The sequence below is a fragment of the Superficieibacter sp. 1612_C1 genome (assembly GCF_015234305.1).
Lineage (GTDB): Bacteria > Pseudomonadota > Gammaproteobacteria > Enterobacterales > Enterobacteriaceae > Superficieibacter.
In genome coordinates, this window is record NZ_JADGMI010000006.1 from 310598 (window position 1) to 326859 (window position 16262).

The window sequence follows — 16262 nt, forward strand, 5'->3', positions numbered from 1 at the left end:
ACGCTCAGCGCTGCCGGGGCTTTTCACATCTTGCCAATATACAAATAAATCGCCAGGAAGTGACAGACGCTGCCGCCCAGCACGAAGCCGTGCCAGATCGCATGGTTGTAGGGAATACGCTTGCAGACGTAGAAAATCACCCCCAGCGAATAGACGATACCGCCCACCGCCAGTAAGGTGACGCTTCCTGCCGCCAGCTTGATGGCCATTTCATAAATCACCACCAGCGACAGCCAGCCCATCGCCAGATAAGTCACCAGCGACAACACTTTAAAGCGATGCGCAATGGTCAGCTTAAACAGGATCCCCAGCAGCGCCAGGCTCCAGATGACGATCATCAGCCCGCGCGCCAGAGGCGAATCCAGCCCCACCAGCAGGAAAGGGGTATAGGTTCCGGCAATCAGCAGGTAGATCGCACAGTGGTCGAATTTTTTCAGCCATATTTTAGCCCGTGGCTGGGGAATGGCATGATAGAGCGTTGAGGCCAGAAAAAGCAGGATCATACTCCCGCCGTACAGACTGTAGCTGGTGATTGCCGTCGCGCTGGCATTGCTGTCCACCGCCTGCACCAACAGTAAAATCAGCCCAACAATACCGAACACCAGCCCGATACCGTGACTGATGCTGTTAGCAATTTCCTCTGCCAGTGAATATCCCTGCGTCATTGACGGCTTATGAACCATAGTGAACTCCAGAAGAACGGACGACATGTACAATGCTTCACCAGAGTAGCTGAGAATAGTTTCAGTGAACATATGTTCGCTAAAATTTAATGGTAAAAAAATAATGAACTTAAAATCAAAAAGATAAGCACAAAAACCACCGCACAGGTGTTTATTATTTTATGCAAGAGAAATCAACCACCTGGATCCATTTGAACGAATCTTTTCGTAAAACGCCGTTCAACGGCATAATAATGGCAACTTTTCACTACGGACCACCACTACTGTGAGCATCTTCACCCACGCCGCTATCGCCACGCTTAACAACCTTGAGATGCAGGTCTATCACTACGTCATCAAAAACCGTGACGCGGTGATGTACATGACCATTCGCGAACTGGCAGATGCAGCGGAGGTATCGACGACCACGGTGCTACGCTTTTGTCGCAAGCTCCACTGCGAGGGTTACTCGGAATTTCGCGTGCGTTTTAAACTCTATCTTGAGCAGAACGAACCCCAGCAACCTGATTTCGGGGCCAGCGAAATTATCAGCTTTTTTAAAAGCGTCAATAATGACGAGTTTGATAAATTACTGGATCGCGCGGTCGATATTATTCTCTCCTCAGAACGCATAATATTTGTTGGCGCAGGCACCTCAGGTGCTCTGGCAAAATATGGCGCGCGCTTCTTTTCTAACGTCGGAAAATTCAGTAACCATATTGACGATCCTTATTTTCCAGTCACTAATGACATGGCGAAAAATGCGCTGGCCATTGTATTGTCCGTATCCGGCGAAACGGAGGAGATCCTGCGTTTTGCCAGCCAGTTCAGCCTGCATCACTGTAAGGTGCTCACGATTACCAGCCATGAGCAGTCGCGACTGGCGAAACTGGCCGATTTTAATCTCTCCTGGCATGTATCCCAGACGCGTATCGGTGGCGTCTATGATATTACGACACAGGTGCCGGTTATTTATATTCTGGAGGCGTTGGGTAGAAAGCTGGCAAAAAAAGTGCCTTGAAAAACAACCTGTTTTTTCGATGTAACAAATCACCTCCCGCGTTATTTGTTATATCGTGACATTGATTAGCGCTTTTGCCAGACTCGGAGGTAGAACGTAATAGATCGAGGTCAAAATGAAAAAATTAACGTTACCAAAAGATTTTCTGTGGGGTGGCGCGGTGGCCGCACACCAGGTTGAGGGCGGCTGGGATCGGGGCGGCAAAGGGCCGAGCATTTGCGACGTGCTGACCGGCGGCGCGCACGGCGTTCCGCGTGAGATCACCGGGCAGGTGGTGCCGGGCAAATACTATCCTAATCACGAAGCGGTGGACTTCTACAGCCATTATAAAGAGGACATCAAACTCTTTGCCGAGATGGGCTTTAAGTGTTTCCGCACCTCTATTGCCTGGACGCGTATTTTCCCAAAGGGCGATGAGCTGGAGCCAAATGAAGAAGGTTTGCAGTTTTACGATGTTGTATTTGATGAACTGCTGAAATACAACATCGAGCCGGTGATCACCCTCTCCCACTTTGAAATGCCGCTGCATCTGGTACAGCAGTACGGCGGCTGGACCAACCGTAAGGTGGTAGATTTCTTTGTTCGCTTCGCGGAAGTGGTTTTTGAGCGCTACAAAAATAAGGTCAAATACTGGATGACCTTCAACGAAATCAATAACCAGCGTAACTGGCGAGCACCGCTATTCGGCTACTGCTGTTCCGGCGTGGTCTATACCGAGCACGACAATCCGGAAGAGACCATGTATCAGGTGCTGCATCACCAGTTTGTTGCCAGCGCGCTGGCGGTGAAGGCGGCGCGGCGCATTAATCCGGCGATGCAGGTCGGCTGTATGCTGGCGATGGTGCCGCTGTATCCCTTCTCCTGTAAGCCGGAAGACGTGATGTACGCGCAGGCATCAATGCGCGAACGCTATGTCTTCACCGACGTGCAACTGCGCGGCTACTACCCTTCGTATGTGTTGAATGAATGGGAACGTCGCGGGTTTAGCATTGCGATGGAAGCAGGCGATGAGCAGATCCTGCGTGAGGGCACCTGTGACTATCTCGGTTTCAGCTACTACATGACCAATGCGGTGAAAGCCGACGGTGGCAGCGGCGATGCGATTTCCGGGTTTGAGGGCAGCGTGCCTAACCCGCATGTCAAAGCCTCCGACTGGGGCTGGCAGATCGATCCGGTCGGCCTGCGCTACGCGCTGTGCGAGCTTTATGAGCGTTATCAAAAACCGTTGTTTATCGTTGAGAACGGCTTTGGCGCGTACGATAAGGTAGAAGAGGACGGCAGCATTAACGATGATTATCGCATCGACTACCTGCGCGCTCATGTGGAAGAGATGGTTAAGGCCGTTACTCACGATGGCGTGGATCTGATGGGCTATACGCCGTGGGGCTGCATCGACTGCGTGTCGTTTACCACCGGGCAGTACAGCAAGCGCTACGGCTTTATTTACGTCAACAAGCATGATGACGGCACCGGCGATATGTCCCGTTCACGCAAGAAAAGCTTTGCCTGGTATCAGGGCGTGATTGCCAGTAACGGCGAGAATCTTTAATCGTTTATGCCATGCGGTTCGCGTGGCATACGGCCTGGTAAACTGTAGGCCCGGTAAGCGCAGCGCCACCGGGCACCTATTTCCCACCTGCCAGTTCAAGAAAACTCCCCGTCACATACGACGCTTTCTCACTCAGCAGCCAGACTATTGCCTGCGCCACCTCTTCCGGCTGGCCGCCGCGCTGCATCGGTAACGCGGATTTTACCCGGTCCACGCGCCCTGGCTCGCCGCCGGAGGCGTGCATCTCGGTATAAATCAGGCCAGGTCGCACACCGTTAACCCGAATGCCCTGCGCCGCCACTTCCAGCGCCAAACCGGTAGTTAACGTATCCACCGCCCCTTTAGAGGCGGCGTAATCGACATATTCTCCCGGTGCTCCTAACCGTGACGCGGCGGAAGAGACGTTAACGATCGCCCCACCCTGCCCGCCATGCCGGTGCGACATCCGCTTTACCGCCTCACGACAGCAGAGAAAGTAGCCTGTCACGTTTGTCGCCAGCACGCGATTGATACGGCTGGCGTCAAGATCCTCAATCGTACACTGCTGAAACAAAATCCCTGCGTTATTCACCAGCGCGGTCAGCGGCTCGCCTGTGCGGTCGATAGCGTCAAACATCGCCATCACCTGCGATTCATCGCTGATATCCGCACGCACGGCGAACGCGCGGCCACCCTGCTCAGTTATCGCTTCAACAACCCCGGTCGCCGCCTGAATATTGTGATGATAATTTACCGCTACCGTATAGCCCTCACCCGCCAGCTGTAACGCGGTCGCGCGTCCAATCCCCCGGCTGCCACCGGTCACAAGTGCAATGCCCATCTATCCTCCTGAAAATAAAAAAACCGGGTAGCGCTGACGCTTACCCGGCTTGTCATACTGTAGCCTCTATTACTGATATTCGCTCAGCGGCACACAGGAGCAGAATAAATTACGGTCGCCGTAGACATCATCAAGGCGTTTCACCGTCGGCCAGTATTTATTAACCGAGCCTGCCGGGAAGACCGCCTCTTCACGGGTATAACCATGCGCCCACTCTGTCACCAGCTCACGCTGCGTGTGCGGAGCGTTGACCAGCGGGTTATCCTCCAGCGTCCATTCGCCTTTCTGCACGCGATCGATCTCCGCGCGGATCGCCAGCATCGCCTCAATAAAGCGATCCAGCTCCATCTGGCTTTCTGACTCGGTCGGCTCCACCATCAGTGTACCCGCAACCGGGAAGGACATGGTTGGCGCGTGGAATCCATAGTCAATCAGGCGTTTGGCGATGTCCAGCTCGCTAATACCGGTGGCCTCCTTCAGCGGACGAATATCGAGAATACATTCGTGCGCCACGCGACCGTCGCGGCCGGTATACAGCACCGGGAAAGCCTCTTTCAGACGGCTGGCAACATAGTTGGCATTCAGAATCGCCACCTGGCTTGCCTGCTTCAGCCCTTCCGCGCCCATCATGCGGATGTACATCCAGCTAATCGGCAGTATGGATGCGCTGCCGAACGGTGCCGCAGAAACCGCGCCCTGACGAGTGAGCATACCCTCGATTTGCACCACGCTATGACCCGGAACAAACGGAGCCAGATGCGCTTTCACGCCAATCGGTCCCATACCCGGACCGCCGCCGCCGTGCGGGATGCAGAAGGTTTTATGCAGGTTAAGATGGGAGACATCCGCGCCGATAAAGCCCGGTGAGGTGATGCCCACCTGGGCATTCATGTTCGCGCCATCAAGATAAACCTGGCCGCCGAACTGGTGCACGATGTCGCAGACTTCGCGAATGGTCTCTTCATACACGCCGTGAGTGGAGGGATAGGTCACCATGATGCAGGAGAGGTTGTCGCTCGACTGCTCCGCTTTCGCGCGCAGGTCGTTAAGATCGATGTTGCCGTTTTTATCACAGGCGACCACCACCACGCGCATACCCGCCATCTGCGCGGAGGCCGGGTTAGTGCCGTGGGCGGAACTCGGGATCAGGCAGATATCACGGTGCCCTTCGTTGCGGCTTTCGTGATAGTGGCGGATCGCCAGCAGACCCGCGTACTCACCCTGCGCGCCGGAGTTAGGCTGCATACAGAGCGCATCGTAGCCGGTCAGTTTGACCAGCCAGTCGGAAAGCTGGTTGATCATCTGATGATACCCTTCGGCCTGATCCGCCGGGCAGAACGGATGCAGCTCGGCAAATTCCGGCCAGGTGATAGGGATCATTTCCGCGGCGGCGTTGAGCTTCATGGTGCAGGAGCCGAGCGGGATCATCGCCTGATTCAGCGCCAGATCTTTGCGCTCCAGCGAGTGCATATAACGCATCATCTCGGTTTCGCTGTGATAACGATTGAAGACCGGATGCGTCAGGATTGCGTCGTCGCGCAGCATGGCGGCGGGAATGGCGCGGCTGTCATGGGCAACGTCTTTATCCAGCGCGTCGATATCCAGCCCGTGATCGTCGCCAAGGAGAACGGCAAACAGCGCCAGCACGTTGTCACGGGTGGTGCTTTCATCCAGGGTGATGCCTACCGCGTTGTGAATGTCGCTGCGCAGGTTGATTTCTGCCGCGTCGGCACGCGCCAGCACGGCCGCTTTATCCGCGACGTCAACGCAGAGGGTATCGAAATAGTGGGCGTGGCGTAGTTTCAGACCTTTTTGCTGCAAGCCGGTCGCCAGGATATCGGTGAGGCGGTGGATACGATTCGCAATCCGTTTCAGCCCAACCGGTCCGTGATAAACGGCATACAGGCTGGCAATGTTTGCCAGTAGCACCTGCGAGGTACAAATGTTGGAGTTGGCTTTCTCGCGGCGAATATGTTGCTCGCGGGTCTGCATTGCCATGCGCAGTGCCGTGTTGCCTGCGGCATCTTTCGACACGCCAATGATTCGCCCCGGCATGGAGCGTTTAAATTCGTCCTTCGCCGCAAAGAAAGCGGCATGTGGGCCGCCGTAGCCCATCGGCACGCCAAAACGCTGCGCCGAGCCGAAGACGATATCCGCGCCCTGCTTGCCCGGCGCGGTCAGCAGCACCAGCGCCATAAAATCGGCGGCCACGCTGACGATAATTTTGCGTGATTTCAGTTCGCCAATCAGCGCGCTGTAATCGTGGATTTCCCCGGTGGTGCCGACCTGTTGCAGCAGTACGCCAAAGACATCCTGATGATCCAGCACTTTATCCGCATCATCGACAATCACGTCAAAACCAAAGGTTCCGGCACGAGTGCGCACCACGTCCAGCGTTTGCGGATGCACATCGGCGGCCACGAAGAAGCGGTTGGCGTTTTTCAGCTTGCTAATGCGTTTTGCCATCGCCATCGCTTCTGCGGCGGCGGTTGCTTCGTCCAGCAGCGAGGCGGACGCCATCTCCAGCCCGGTCAGATCCAGCGTCACCTGCTGGAAGTTAAGCAGCGCTTCCAGACGGCCCTGAGAGACTTCCGGCTGATAGGGCGTGTAGGCGGTGTACCAGCCAGGGTTTTCCAGCATGTTGCGCAGGATCACCGGCGGTAATTGAACGTTGGTGTAACCCATGCCGATGTAAGTCGTGAAGCGCTTATTGCGGCGGGCAATGGCCCTGAGTTCCGCCAGCGCGGCGTGTTCGGTCGCGGCATCACCCACCTGCGGCGGGGTAGCAAGCTGGATGTCTTTTGGCACAATCTGGCCGATCAGCGCGTCCAGCGACGCGGCACCCACGGCATTCAGCATAGCCTGCTGTTGCGTGGCATCCGGTCCGATATGGCGTTCAATGAAAGCGCCGCTGTTTTCAAGCTGACTTAACGTCTGGGTCATGAGCGAGGGTTCCTGAAACATTCGGTGAATGGTGGTTATTTTTGGCCGGATGCCCGGTGGCGCTACGCTTACCGGGCCTACGGGTTGTGTCCTGTTCGGCGTTGTACCCGGTTTGCAGGCCGGATAAGCGGCAGCGCTATCCGGCAATGAAGGCTTATTCGTCTTCTAACAGCGCGTCGTAGGCGGTGGCGTCCAGCAGCGCGTCAATTTCGGTTTCGTCACTGGCTTTGATTTTGAAAATCCAGCCGCCGGCATATGGCTCGCTGTTGACCAGCTCAGGGGAGTCGCCCAGCGCGTCGTTTACCGCGACAATTTCACCGCTAATCGGTGCATAAATATCGGAGGCGGCTTTCACCGACTCCGCCACCGCGCAGTCATCGCCAGCGCTAACGGTCGCGCCAACGTCCGGTAGATCGACAAACACCATGTCGCCCAGCAGCTCTTGCGCATGTTCAGTAATGCCGACGGTGTAAGAACCGTCCGCCTCTTTGCGCAGCCATTCGTGTTCTTTACTGTATTTCAGTTCCGCAGGTACGTTGCTCATCGCTCATTCTCCAAAAAGTACATTACGCAACGGCGTTGCCGTTACGAACAAAAACAGGTTTCGTGACCTTAACCGGCATTTCCCGGTTGCGAATTTGCACAATCGCCGTGTCGCCAATGCCTGCCGGAACACGTGCCAGCGCGATGCTGTAGCCCAGCGTCGGGGAAAAGGTGCCGCTGGTGATAACGCCTTCCTGCGGGTTACCCTGCGCGTCGGTAAAGCGCACCGGTAGTTCATTACGCAGCACGCCTTTTTCGGTCATCACCAGGCCGACCAGTTGTTCGGTGCCTCTTTCACGCTGTAATTCCAGCGCTTCACGGCCAATAAAATCGCGATCGGCGGGTTCCCAGGCGATAGTCCAGCCCATATTCGCCGCCAGCGGAGAGACGCCTTCGTCCATCTCCTGACCGTAGAGGTTCATGCCCGCTTCAAGACGCAGCGTGTCGCGCGCGCCCAGCCCGCAGGGTTTAACCCCCGCATCGACCAGCGCACGCCAGAAATCCGCCGCCTGCTCGTTGGGCAATGCAATTTCATAGCCTGCTTCGCCGGTATAACCGGTGGTCGCAATAAAATACTCTCCCGCCTGTACGCCAAAAAACGGCTTCATGCCAGCCACCGCCTGACGCTGCTCTTCAGTAAACAGCGTGGCCGCTTTCGCCTGCGCATTTGGCCCCTGGACCGCAATCAGGGACAGGTCGTCGCGCACGGTAATATCGATGGCGTAAGAGTCGGCGTGCTGGGTGATCCAGGCGAGGTCTTTTTCACGGGTGGCGGAGTTAACGACCAGGCGGAAGAACTCTTCCGTGAAGTAATAGACAATAAGGTCGTCAATCACACCGCCGGACGCATTGAGCATACCGGAATAGAGCGCCTTACCGGGTTTCGTCAGTTTTGCCACATCGTTGGCCAGCAGATAGCGCAAAAACTCCCGGGTACGGCTACCGCGAAGATCGACGATAGTCATATGCGAGACGTCGAACATACCGGCATCGGTACGCACCGCGTGGTGCTCATCAATCTGGGAGCCGTAATGCAGCGGCATCATCCAGCCGTGAAAATCCACCATCCGCGCGCCGCACTGGGTGTGTTGTTCATATAACGGAGTCTGTTGAGCCATCTTTTCCTCATCAAATCAGCCGGGTTTCGCCAGCGAAACGGTGGCGACGCAAACGTTCTCTTTGGTCTGAACTTACCACCGAACCCCGGCGTAAACCATAAGCTAAAGAAGGTCATCACATTAGCTTATGACCAAAACGCACGTAAAACGCTACAGATTTTTACACTGCTAAAAAGATTAACAGCCAGATAAAGAGATGATTGGAGGGTTTCTTTTACGTGAATAGTGATATTAAAAATGGAAAACCTGGCAAAAATTCCTCAGGCATAAATTCATGACATTATAAAAAGTAATGCGAAAAAAAGCGTGAAATTAGAATTTCTCAAATGAGGTGAGATATCCCGGCGCAAAGGCCGGGAAGAAAAGTGTGACCCAGTTAACGTAACCAGTCAGGGAGATCGTTTACTCCCATCGCCTGACGGATGAGCTGGGGTTTCACGCCGGGCAGCGTGTCGGCCATTTTCAGGCCAATATCGCGTAGTAGCTTTTTCGCCGGATTATGCCCGGCGAAGAGTTCGCGAAATCCCTGCATGCTGGCCAGCATCAGCGCGGCGCTGTGCTTCCGACTGCGTTCAAAGCGGCGTAAATACATGTACTGCCCGATATCTTTACCCTGCTGATTAAGACGGCGCAGTTCACCGATCAGTTCCGCCGCATCCATAAAGCCGAGATTAACCCCCTGTCCGGCCAGGGGATGAATGGTATGGGCAGCATCACCAACCAGCGCCAGACGGTGCGCGGCAAACTGGCGCGCATAGCGACCGGTCAACGGGAAAACCTGGCGTTCGCTCTCCACGCTGCACAGCCCCAGACGATGATCAAAAGCAACGGTTAATGCCTGATTAAATTCTGTGTTTTCAGCCTGCTGCATCCGCGCGGCCTCGTCAGGTGCCAGCGACCAGACGATAGAACACAAGTGCGGATCGCTAAGCGGCAGGAACGCCAGAATGCCCTCGCCGTGAAAGACCTGACGCGCCACGCCCTGATGCGGCTCGGCGGTACGGATGGTCGCCACCAGCGCATGATGGTTATAGTCCCAGAAGGTCAGCGGAATATCGGCTTTGTCGCGCAGCCAGGAGTGAGCGCCATCCGCCCCCACCACCAGCCGGGCGGTCAACATGCTGCCATCTTTCAGATTCAGGAAGACCTCGTTCTCGCCCCACGCTACCTGCTGTAACTCTGCCGGGGCGATCAACGTCACGTCCTGGCACTGTTGCGCTTTTTGCCACAGCGCATAATGAATGACGTCATTTTCAATAATATGACCAAGATGAGTATGACCCATGCTGCGATCGTCAAAGCGGATATGGCCGAAGCTGTCCTTCTCCCACACTTCCATGCCGTGATAGCAGCTGGCACGTTGTTCGATAACAGAAGACCATACGCCCAGATGGGTGAGCAGCTTTTCACTGGCCGCGTTAATGGCCGATACGCGTAGCGCATGGGGCGCATGCATCTCTGGTTTTTGGATCGTTTTTTGTTCCAGTACGGCCACGCGCAGGCCGCTGCCCTGAAGACCGCAGGCAATCGCCAGCCCGACCATTCCCCCGCCAACAATCGCTACGTCAACACTTTGCACAGTTCTACTCCTGAAGCCTGATTCGGCAGGCGAGATGGTTTGAATAAGATAGCTTAGCGGGTAACCCAGCCCAGCGTGCGGCGGGCCAGCATGTCACGGACTGGAGAGCACCCTTCCATCGCCATCAGTCCCACGTTACGTCCGGCAACCAGCGGCAACCAGCGGTTAGCAAACAGATGTACCAGCCCGTCGGTGACACCGATGGTGGCGGCTTTATCTGTGCTGCGGCGGTCACGATAGCGGCAGAGCGTAGCGTAGCTGCCGGGATCGTCTGCCTGCGCCAGCGTCTCCGCCAGACTCATCACATCGCGCAGGCCAAGGTTAAAGCCCTGTCCGGCAATGGGGTGCAGCGTTTGCGCAGCGTTCCCCACCAGCGCCAGCCGATGCGAAATACACGCTGAAGCGGTGGAAAGTGCGAGCGGATAGGCTGCCCGCTGTCCGGCATGGGTAATACGCCCCAGCCGCCAGCCGAACGCACGCTGTAATTCGTCACAAAATTGCGCATCGGACCACGACATGACCTCGTCGCGGCGTTCGAGAGGATGGCACCAGACCAGCGAGCTGCGTCCGGCGGACATTGGCAACATGGCGAGGGGGCCGTCTGGCGTAAAACGTTCAAACGCACGCCCCTGATGAGCCAGCGCAGTGGTGACGTTGGCAATTACCGCTATCTGCTGATAAGGCTGTTGCTGCCACTGGATCCCACACTGCGCCCCGAGGGAAGAACGAGAACCATCGGCGGCCACCAGCAGGCTCCCTTTCAGCGTCTCACCGTTATCCAGCGTGACGCTGACATCATCCTGACTTCGCGCCATGCTGACGACGCTCGCAGGACAGTGCAGCGTGACGCCGGGCGCTTTACGCAGGAGCGTAAACAGATGCTGACCAACGTCATGAAGTTCCACCACCTGCCCCAGCGCCGGAATCGCATAATCGCTGGCGTCCAGCATCACCGCACCTGCATGACCGCGATCGCTGACGTGGACCGTGTTAATCGGCGTAGCGCTGCGGGCAATGGCCTGCCAGACGCCGATACGCGCCAGTTGCTCGCAGGTTCCTGCGGCCAGCGCGATGGCCCGCGCGTCAAAGCCCGGATGGGCTGCCGCGTCAGGCGCGACCGCCTCGATCAGATGGACCGCCAGCGCCCCCTGAGTTAAGTGTGATATCGCCAGCGCCAGCGTTGCGCCGGTCATGCCGCCGCCTACAATAATCACGCTCATTGTTCGCGCGCCGCCGCCATTAAGGCCTCGATATCGTCGGCTTTTTTCACTACGCGATCGGTGAGATTTTCATTGCCCGACGCGGTGATCACGATGTCATCTTCAATGCGAATGCCAATCCCGCGATACTGCGGCGGCACATCGGCATCCGGCGCGATATAAAGCCCCGGCTCGACGGTCAGCACCATGCCGGGTTCCAGCACCCGCGAGCGATCAACGCCATACGCGCCGACATCATGGACGTCCAGCCCCAGCCAGTGACTCAGACCGTGCATAAAGAACGGACGATGGGCGTTGCTGGCGATAAGTTCATCCACCTCGCCCTGCAAAATGCCGAGCTTCACCAGACCAGCAATCATGATGCGCACCACCTCGGTGGTCACCTCCTGCATGGTGGTTCCCGGCCGATACAGTTTGAGCGCGGTCTCCAGCGATTCCAGCACGATATCGTAGATTTCGCGCTGCGCCGGGGAAAATTTGCCGTTCACGGGGAAGGTGCGCGTAATGTCACCCGCGTATCCCCGGTACTCGCAGCCCGCGTCGATGAGCACCAGATCGCCGTCGCGCAGTTCGCTTTCGTTTTCGGTGTAGTGCAGGATGCAGCCGTTTTCGCCGCCGCCGACGATGGTGTTATACGACGGATAACGCGCGCCGTGGCGGGTAAATTCGTGGTGAATTTCCCCTTCCAGCTGATATTCAAACATACCGGGACGGCATTGTTGCATCGCCCGAATATGCGCCAGCGCGGTGATCTCCCCGGCGCGGCGCAGCACGTCAATTTCTTCTGCCGATTTGAACAGGCGCATCTCATGTACCAGCGGACGCCAGTCGGCGATGTTGCCCGGCGCGGAGAGGTTCTGCCGCGAGCCTTTACGCAGTTTTTCCAGCGCGTTAAAGACGATCTGGTCAGCATACGCATACTCACCCTGCGCGTGCCAGACGGTATCCAGCCCGTTGAGTAATTGATAAAGCTGCGCATTAATTTCGCTGAACGCCAGCGCTCTGTCGACACCCAATTTTTCCGGCGCGGCATCCTGACCGAGACGGCGGCCAAACCAGATCTCCGCCGTCAGATCGCGCAGGCGATTGAATAACACGCTGTGGTTGTGGGTATCATCACTTTTAATCAGCACCAGCACGGCTTCCGGTTCATTAAAACCGGTGAAGTACCAGAAGTCGCTGCTCTGGCGATACGGATACTCGGTATCGGCGCTGCGCGTGGCTTCCGGCGCGGCAAAGATCAGCGCCGCGCTGCCCGGTTGCATCTGGGCCAGAAGTGCCTGGCGACGACGGTGAAACTCCTGCTGAGTCATGATACCTCCATGAGTATTTTCTTAATGTAAGGTCGGTTTGCGCACTTCCGGCGCGGTCGGCTGCTGGCGGGTGAAGGTATCGTGGCACAACAGCGCAGCAACGCGGACGTATTCGATAATCTCTTCAAGCGACATCTCCAGCTCTTCCTGATCCTCTTCCAGATCGTAGCCAAGCTGAGCAATGTTGCGCAGATCGTCAATCGCTTCGCCGGTTTCGCCAGGGACTTTATCCAGCTTCGGCTGCGTCACGCCCAGCCCCAGCAGGAAATGGTTTACCCAGCCCGACAGCGCATCAGCACGGTCAAAAACGCTGACGTCATCCCCTTCCGGGAGATAAAGCTGGAACTGAAAACCGTCGTCTTCCAGCGAATCACTGGTTGCGGAGTGCATACTGCGCAGCGCCTGCGCTAACTCGTGGCCGAACGCCAGGCCTTCGTTAGTCAGATCGTGCAACAGCGGCTGCCATGAGGTGTCCGTGGTGCCGCCACAGAGGATCCCGCTAATCAAACCGTGCATTTCCGCCGGGGTTAATCCTGCCCCCTGCTGGTTCAGTAACTGGTTCATATCGTTGTAACCAGGCATTTCATTCTTTATAGACATGCGCATTCGTCATCGTTGGGGGAAGATTCATGTTATGCTACCACTTTGGACCCTGGTGATACCAGAAAAGGGCTTGTATCTGCACGCCAGGGTAGCTATAGTGTCGCCCCTTCGCCAGCCCCGGATTCGGGTACGAAGGCCGCGCAGTCAATTCAGCAGGAAGGTGGCATGTCTGCACAACCCGTCGATATCCATATTTTTGGCCGTTCACTACGCGTGAATTGCCCGCCTGAACAAAGGGATGCCCTGAATCAGGCTGCGGACGATCTGAATCAGCGGTTGCAAGATCTGAAAGAACGCACTAGAGTCACAAATACTGAGCAGCTGGTTTTCATCGCCGCGTTGAACATCAGCTATGAGTTAACTCAGGAAAAGGCAAAAACCCGCGACTACGCTGCCAGCATGGAGCAACGTATTCGGATGCTGCAACAGACCATTGAACAGGCATTACTTGAGCAAGGTCGCATATCCGAGAGATCGGGGCCAAAGTTTGAATAACACTTTGCGATCGACTATGGTAGAGTCATCGTGAAGACAAAATTTCTCTGAGATGTTTGCAAGCGGGCCAGTCCCCTGAGCCGATATTTCATACCAACAGAATGTGGCGCTCCACGGTTGGTGAGCATGCTCGGTTCGTCCGAGAAGCCTTAAAACTGTGACGACACATTCACCTTGAACCAAGGGTTCAAGGGTTACAGCCTGCGGCGGCATCTCGGAGATTCCCCTTCTTTTACTACCATGACTGAACTTACCGTTACGTCACTCCAGCGTCAGGACATTCGCCGCCATATCAGGCAGCTTCGCCGCACCCTTTCTGTTGACCAACAAACGCATCTCGCACAACAGGCCGCCGCCCGCATGATGGCGTATCCGCCGGTCGTGATGGCGCATACCGTGGCGCTGTTTCTCTCCTTTGATGGCGAGCTCGATACCCGTCCGCTGATTGAACAACTCTGGCGCGCGGGCAAGCGGGTTTATCTTCCGGTGTTGCATCCTTTTAGTCCCGGTAATTTGCTGTTTCTGCACTACCATCCGCAGAGCGAGCTGGTGGTGAATCGTCTGAAAATCCATGAGCCGAAGCTGGACGTGCGTGATGTGCTGCCACTGGCGCAGCTTGACGTGCTGGTCACGCCGCTGGTCGCGTTTGACGGTCAGGGGCAACGGCTGGGGATGGGCGGCGGATTTTACGATCGGACCTTACAGAACTGGCAGCAGTATCGCTTACAGCCAGTGGGCTACGCGCATGATTGTCAGCGCGTGGAGGCGCTGCCAGTGGAGGAGTGGGATATTCCGCTGCCTGCGGTGGTCACGCCGTCTGTGCTCTGGGAGTGGTGACCCCCCCTCACCCCTGCCCTCTCCCTGAGGGAGAGGGGGGAGATCGGCGTGCGTCTTTACTCCGCAGGCATGTTCGGGCACGGGACTTCTCCCTCTCTCCTGGGGAGAGGGCCAGGACTCAGTACAGCAAGCGGGCGCGAATGGTCCCCGGAATCGCCTTCATGCTTTGCAGCGCGCGCTGCGCCACATCTTCTTCCGCTTCGATATCAATAACCACATAGCCCATCATCGGCGACGTCTGTAAGAACTGGGCGGCAATGTTGATGCCCTGCGCGGCGAAGATCTGGTTAATGGCGGTCAGCACGCCTGGACGGTTTTCATGGATGTGCAGCAGACGGCGACCGCCGTGCAGTGGCAGCGAGACTTCCGGGAAGTTGACCGCAGAAAGCGTTGAACCATTGTCGGAGTATTTGGCCAGCTTGCCTGCCACTTCGAGACCGATATTCTCCTGCGCTTCCTGCGTGGAGCCGCCAATGTGCGGGGTCAGTATCACGTTATCAAACTCGCACAGCGGTGAGGTGAACGGATCGGCGTTGGTCGCAGGTTCGGTCGGGAAGACATCGATCGCGGCACCGGCCAGATGTTTACGCGACAGCGCATCGCACAGCGCAGGAATATCGACTACCGTGCCGCGCGCGGCGTTGATCAGCAGTGAACCCGGCTTCATCAGCGCCAGCTGTTCCGGGCCCATCATATTTTTGGTGGAGGCGTTTTCCGGCACGTGCAGGCTGACCACATCGCTCATATTGAGCAGGTCGGAAAGATGCTGAACCTGAGTCGCATTGCCCAGCGGCAGTTTGTTTTCGATATCGTAGAAGTAGACGTACATCCCCAGCGATTCCGCCAGAATGCCGAGCTGCGTGCCGATGTGGCCGTAACCAATGATGCCCAGTTTTTTGCCACGCGCTTCATAAGAGCCTGCCGCCAGCTTGTTCCAGACTCCACGGTGCGCTTTGGCGTTCGCTTCCGGAATACCGCGCAGCAGCAGCAGCAGTTCGCCGATCACCAGTTCGGCCACCGAACGGGTATTGGAGAACGGCGCGTTGAACACCGGGACGCCGCGTTTTGCCGCCGCGTTGAGATCGACCTGATTGGTGCCGATGCAGAAGCAGCCTACCGCAACCAGCTTTTCAGCCGCAGCAAACACCTCTTCCGTCAGATTAGTACGGGAACGCAGGCCGATGAAATGGGCGTCACGGATCGACTCCTTCAGCTGTTCGGTGCTCAGCGCGCCTTTGTGATATTCAATGTTGGTATAACCTGCCGCACGCAGGCTATCCAGCGCTTTCTGGTGCACACCTTCAACCAGCAGAAACTTAATTTTGTCTTTTTCCAGTGATACCTTTGCCATTTCCCGACCCTGTCTTTGTCTTAACTGATATTGAGCTAAACACAACTCCCTCTAAGCAACATATCAAAAAAAACTATCGCGGCAATATGAACGTTTGCGTCGTCTACTTGAGGGAATATCATTCAGGGGAAAATGGCAGCATAAAATGCTGGCGGTGAAAGATTACGCGGGAAGAAACGTCAGCACGAGCGTTAAAACGTGACACATG

At 56.3% G+C, this 16262-nt stretch carries 14 protein-coding genes and 1 other RNA gene; 5 read left to right on the top strand and 10 right to left on the bottom strand.

Going from position 1 to position 16262, the window contains the following annotated elements; genetic code table 11:
• Positions 1-23: 23 nt before the first annotated feature.
• Positions 24-683, bottom strand: coding sequence for a hemolysin III family protein (locus tag INT84_RS20595; RefSeq protein ID WP_194208377.1), 660 nt, complete (start codon positions 681-683; stop codon positions 24-26).
• Positions 684-954: 271 nt separating this feature from the next.
• Between INT84_RS20595 and INT84_RS20600 the strand changes: the two genes are divergently transcribed.
• Both INT84_RS20600 and INT84_RS20605 read left to right on the top strand, forming a co-directional pair.
• Positions 955-1683, top strand: coding sequence for a MurR/RpiR family transcriptional regulator (locus INT84_RS20600; RefSeq protein ID WP_194208378.1), 729 nt, complete (start codon positions 955-957; stop codon positions 1681-1683).
• A gap of 115 nt (positions 1684-1798) precedes the next feature.
• Positions 1799-3232: a 6-phospho-beta-glucosidase gene (locus INT84_RS20605; protein ID WP_194208301.1), complete on the top strand. Its 1434-nt coding sequence runs from the start codon at positions 1799-1801 to the stop codon at positions 3230-3232.
• 76 nt (positions 3233-3308) lie between these two features.
• Here the strand turns inward: INT84_RS20605 and INT84_RS20610 are convergent, their stop codons facing one another.
• The 8 genes from INT84_RS20610 to INT84_RS20645 all read right to left on the bottom strand — a co-directional run bounded on the left by INT84_RS20610 (position 3309) and on the right by INT84_RS20645 (position 13368).
• Complete coding sequence (locus tag INT84_RS20610) at positions 3309-4052, bottom strand: SDR family oxidoreductase (protein ID WP_194208302.1); 744 nt, start codon at positions 4050-4052, stop codon at positions 3309-3311.
• Between the two features lie 69 nt (positions 4053-4121).
• Positions 4122-6995, bottom strand: coding sequence for an aminomethyl-transferring glycine dehydrogenase (gene gcvP, locus INT84_RS20615; RefSeq protein ID WP_194208303.1), 2874 nt, complete (start codon positions 6993-6995; stop codon positions 4122-4124).
• Between the two features lie 154 nt (positions 6996-7149).
• Positions 7150-7539, bottom strand: coding sequence for a glycine cleavage system protein GcvH (gcvH, locus tag INT84_RS20620; protein ID WP_194208304.1), 390 nt, complete (start codon positions 7537-7539; stop codon positions 7150-7152).
• Positions 7540-7561: 22 nt separating this feature from the next.
• Positions 7562-8656 carry a glycine cleavage system aminomethyltransferase GcvT gene (gene gcvT, locus INT84_RS20625; RefSeq protein WP_194208305.1) on the bottom strand — a complete coding sequence of 365 codons (1095 nt, stop codon included), beginning with the start codon at positions 8654-8656 and terminating at the stop codon, positions 7562-7564.
• 376 nt (positions 8657-9032) lie between these two features.
• Positions 9033-10235: an FAD-dependent 2-octaprenylphenol hydroxylase gene (gene ubiI, locus INT84_RS20630; RefSeq protein WP_194208306.1), complete on the bottom strand. Its 1203-nt coding sequence runs from the start codon at positions 10233-10235 to the stop codon at positions 9033-9035.
• A gap of 53 nt (positions 10236-10288) precedes the next feature.
• Entirely contained in the window at positions 10289-11455 is a 1167-nt protein-coding gene (gene ubiH, locus INT84_RS20635) for a 2-octaprenyl-6-methoxyphenyl hydroxylase (RefSeq protein WP_194208307.1), read from the bottom strand.
• Positions 11452-12768: a Xaa-Pro aminopeptidase gene (gene pepP / locus INT84_RS20640; RefSeq protein ID WP_194208308.1), complete on the bottom strand. Its 1317-nt coding sequence runs from the start codon at positions 12766-12768 to the stop codon at positions 11452-11454. Before pepP ends, ubiH begins: the two co-directional genes overlap by 4 nt.
• Before the next feature lie 21 nt (positions 12769-12789).
• Complete coding sequence (locus INT84_RS20645; protein ID WP_194208309.1) at positions 12790-13368, bottom strand: YecA family protein; 579 nt, start codon at positions 13366-13368, stop codon at positions 12790-12792.
• A 168-nt stretch (positions 13369-13536) separates the two neighbouring features.
• Here INT84_RS20645 and zapA point away from each other — a divergent pair, with 168 nt between their 5' ends.
• From zapA to INT84_RS20660, 3 genes are all read left to right on the top strand, one after another.
• Positions 13537-13866: a cell division protein ZapA gene (gene zapA, locus INT84_RS20650; protein WP_049838699.1), complete on the top strand. Its 330-nt coding sequence runs from the start codon at positions 13537-13539 to the stop codon at positions 13864-13866.
• Between the two features lie 41 nt (positions 13867-13907).
• Positions 13908-14091, top strand: a non-coding RNA gene (gene ssrS / locus INT84_RS20655) — 6S RNA.
• 15 nt (positions 14092-14106) lie between these two features.
• Positions 14107-14703 carry a 5-formyltetrahydrofolate cyclo-ligase gene (locus tag INT84_RS20660; protein ID WP_194208310.1) on the top strand — a complete coding sequence of 199 codons (597 nt, stop codon included), beginning with the start codon at positions 14107-14109 and terminating at the stop codon, positions 14701-14703.
• Positions 14704-14821: 118 nt separating this feature from the next.
• Here INT84_RS20660 and serA read toward each other — a convergent pair whose 3' ends face one another.
• The gene (gene serA / locus INT84_RS20665) at positions 14822-16054 is read right to left on the bottom strand and encodes a phosphoglycerate dehydrogenase (RefSeq protein ID WP_194208311.1); all 1233 of its coding nucleotides are present in this window, start codon (positions 16052-16054) and stop codon (positions 14822-14824) included.
• Between the last annotated feature and the right edge of the window lie 208 nt (positions 16055-16262).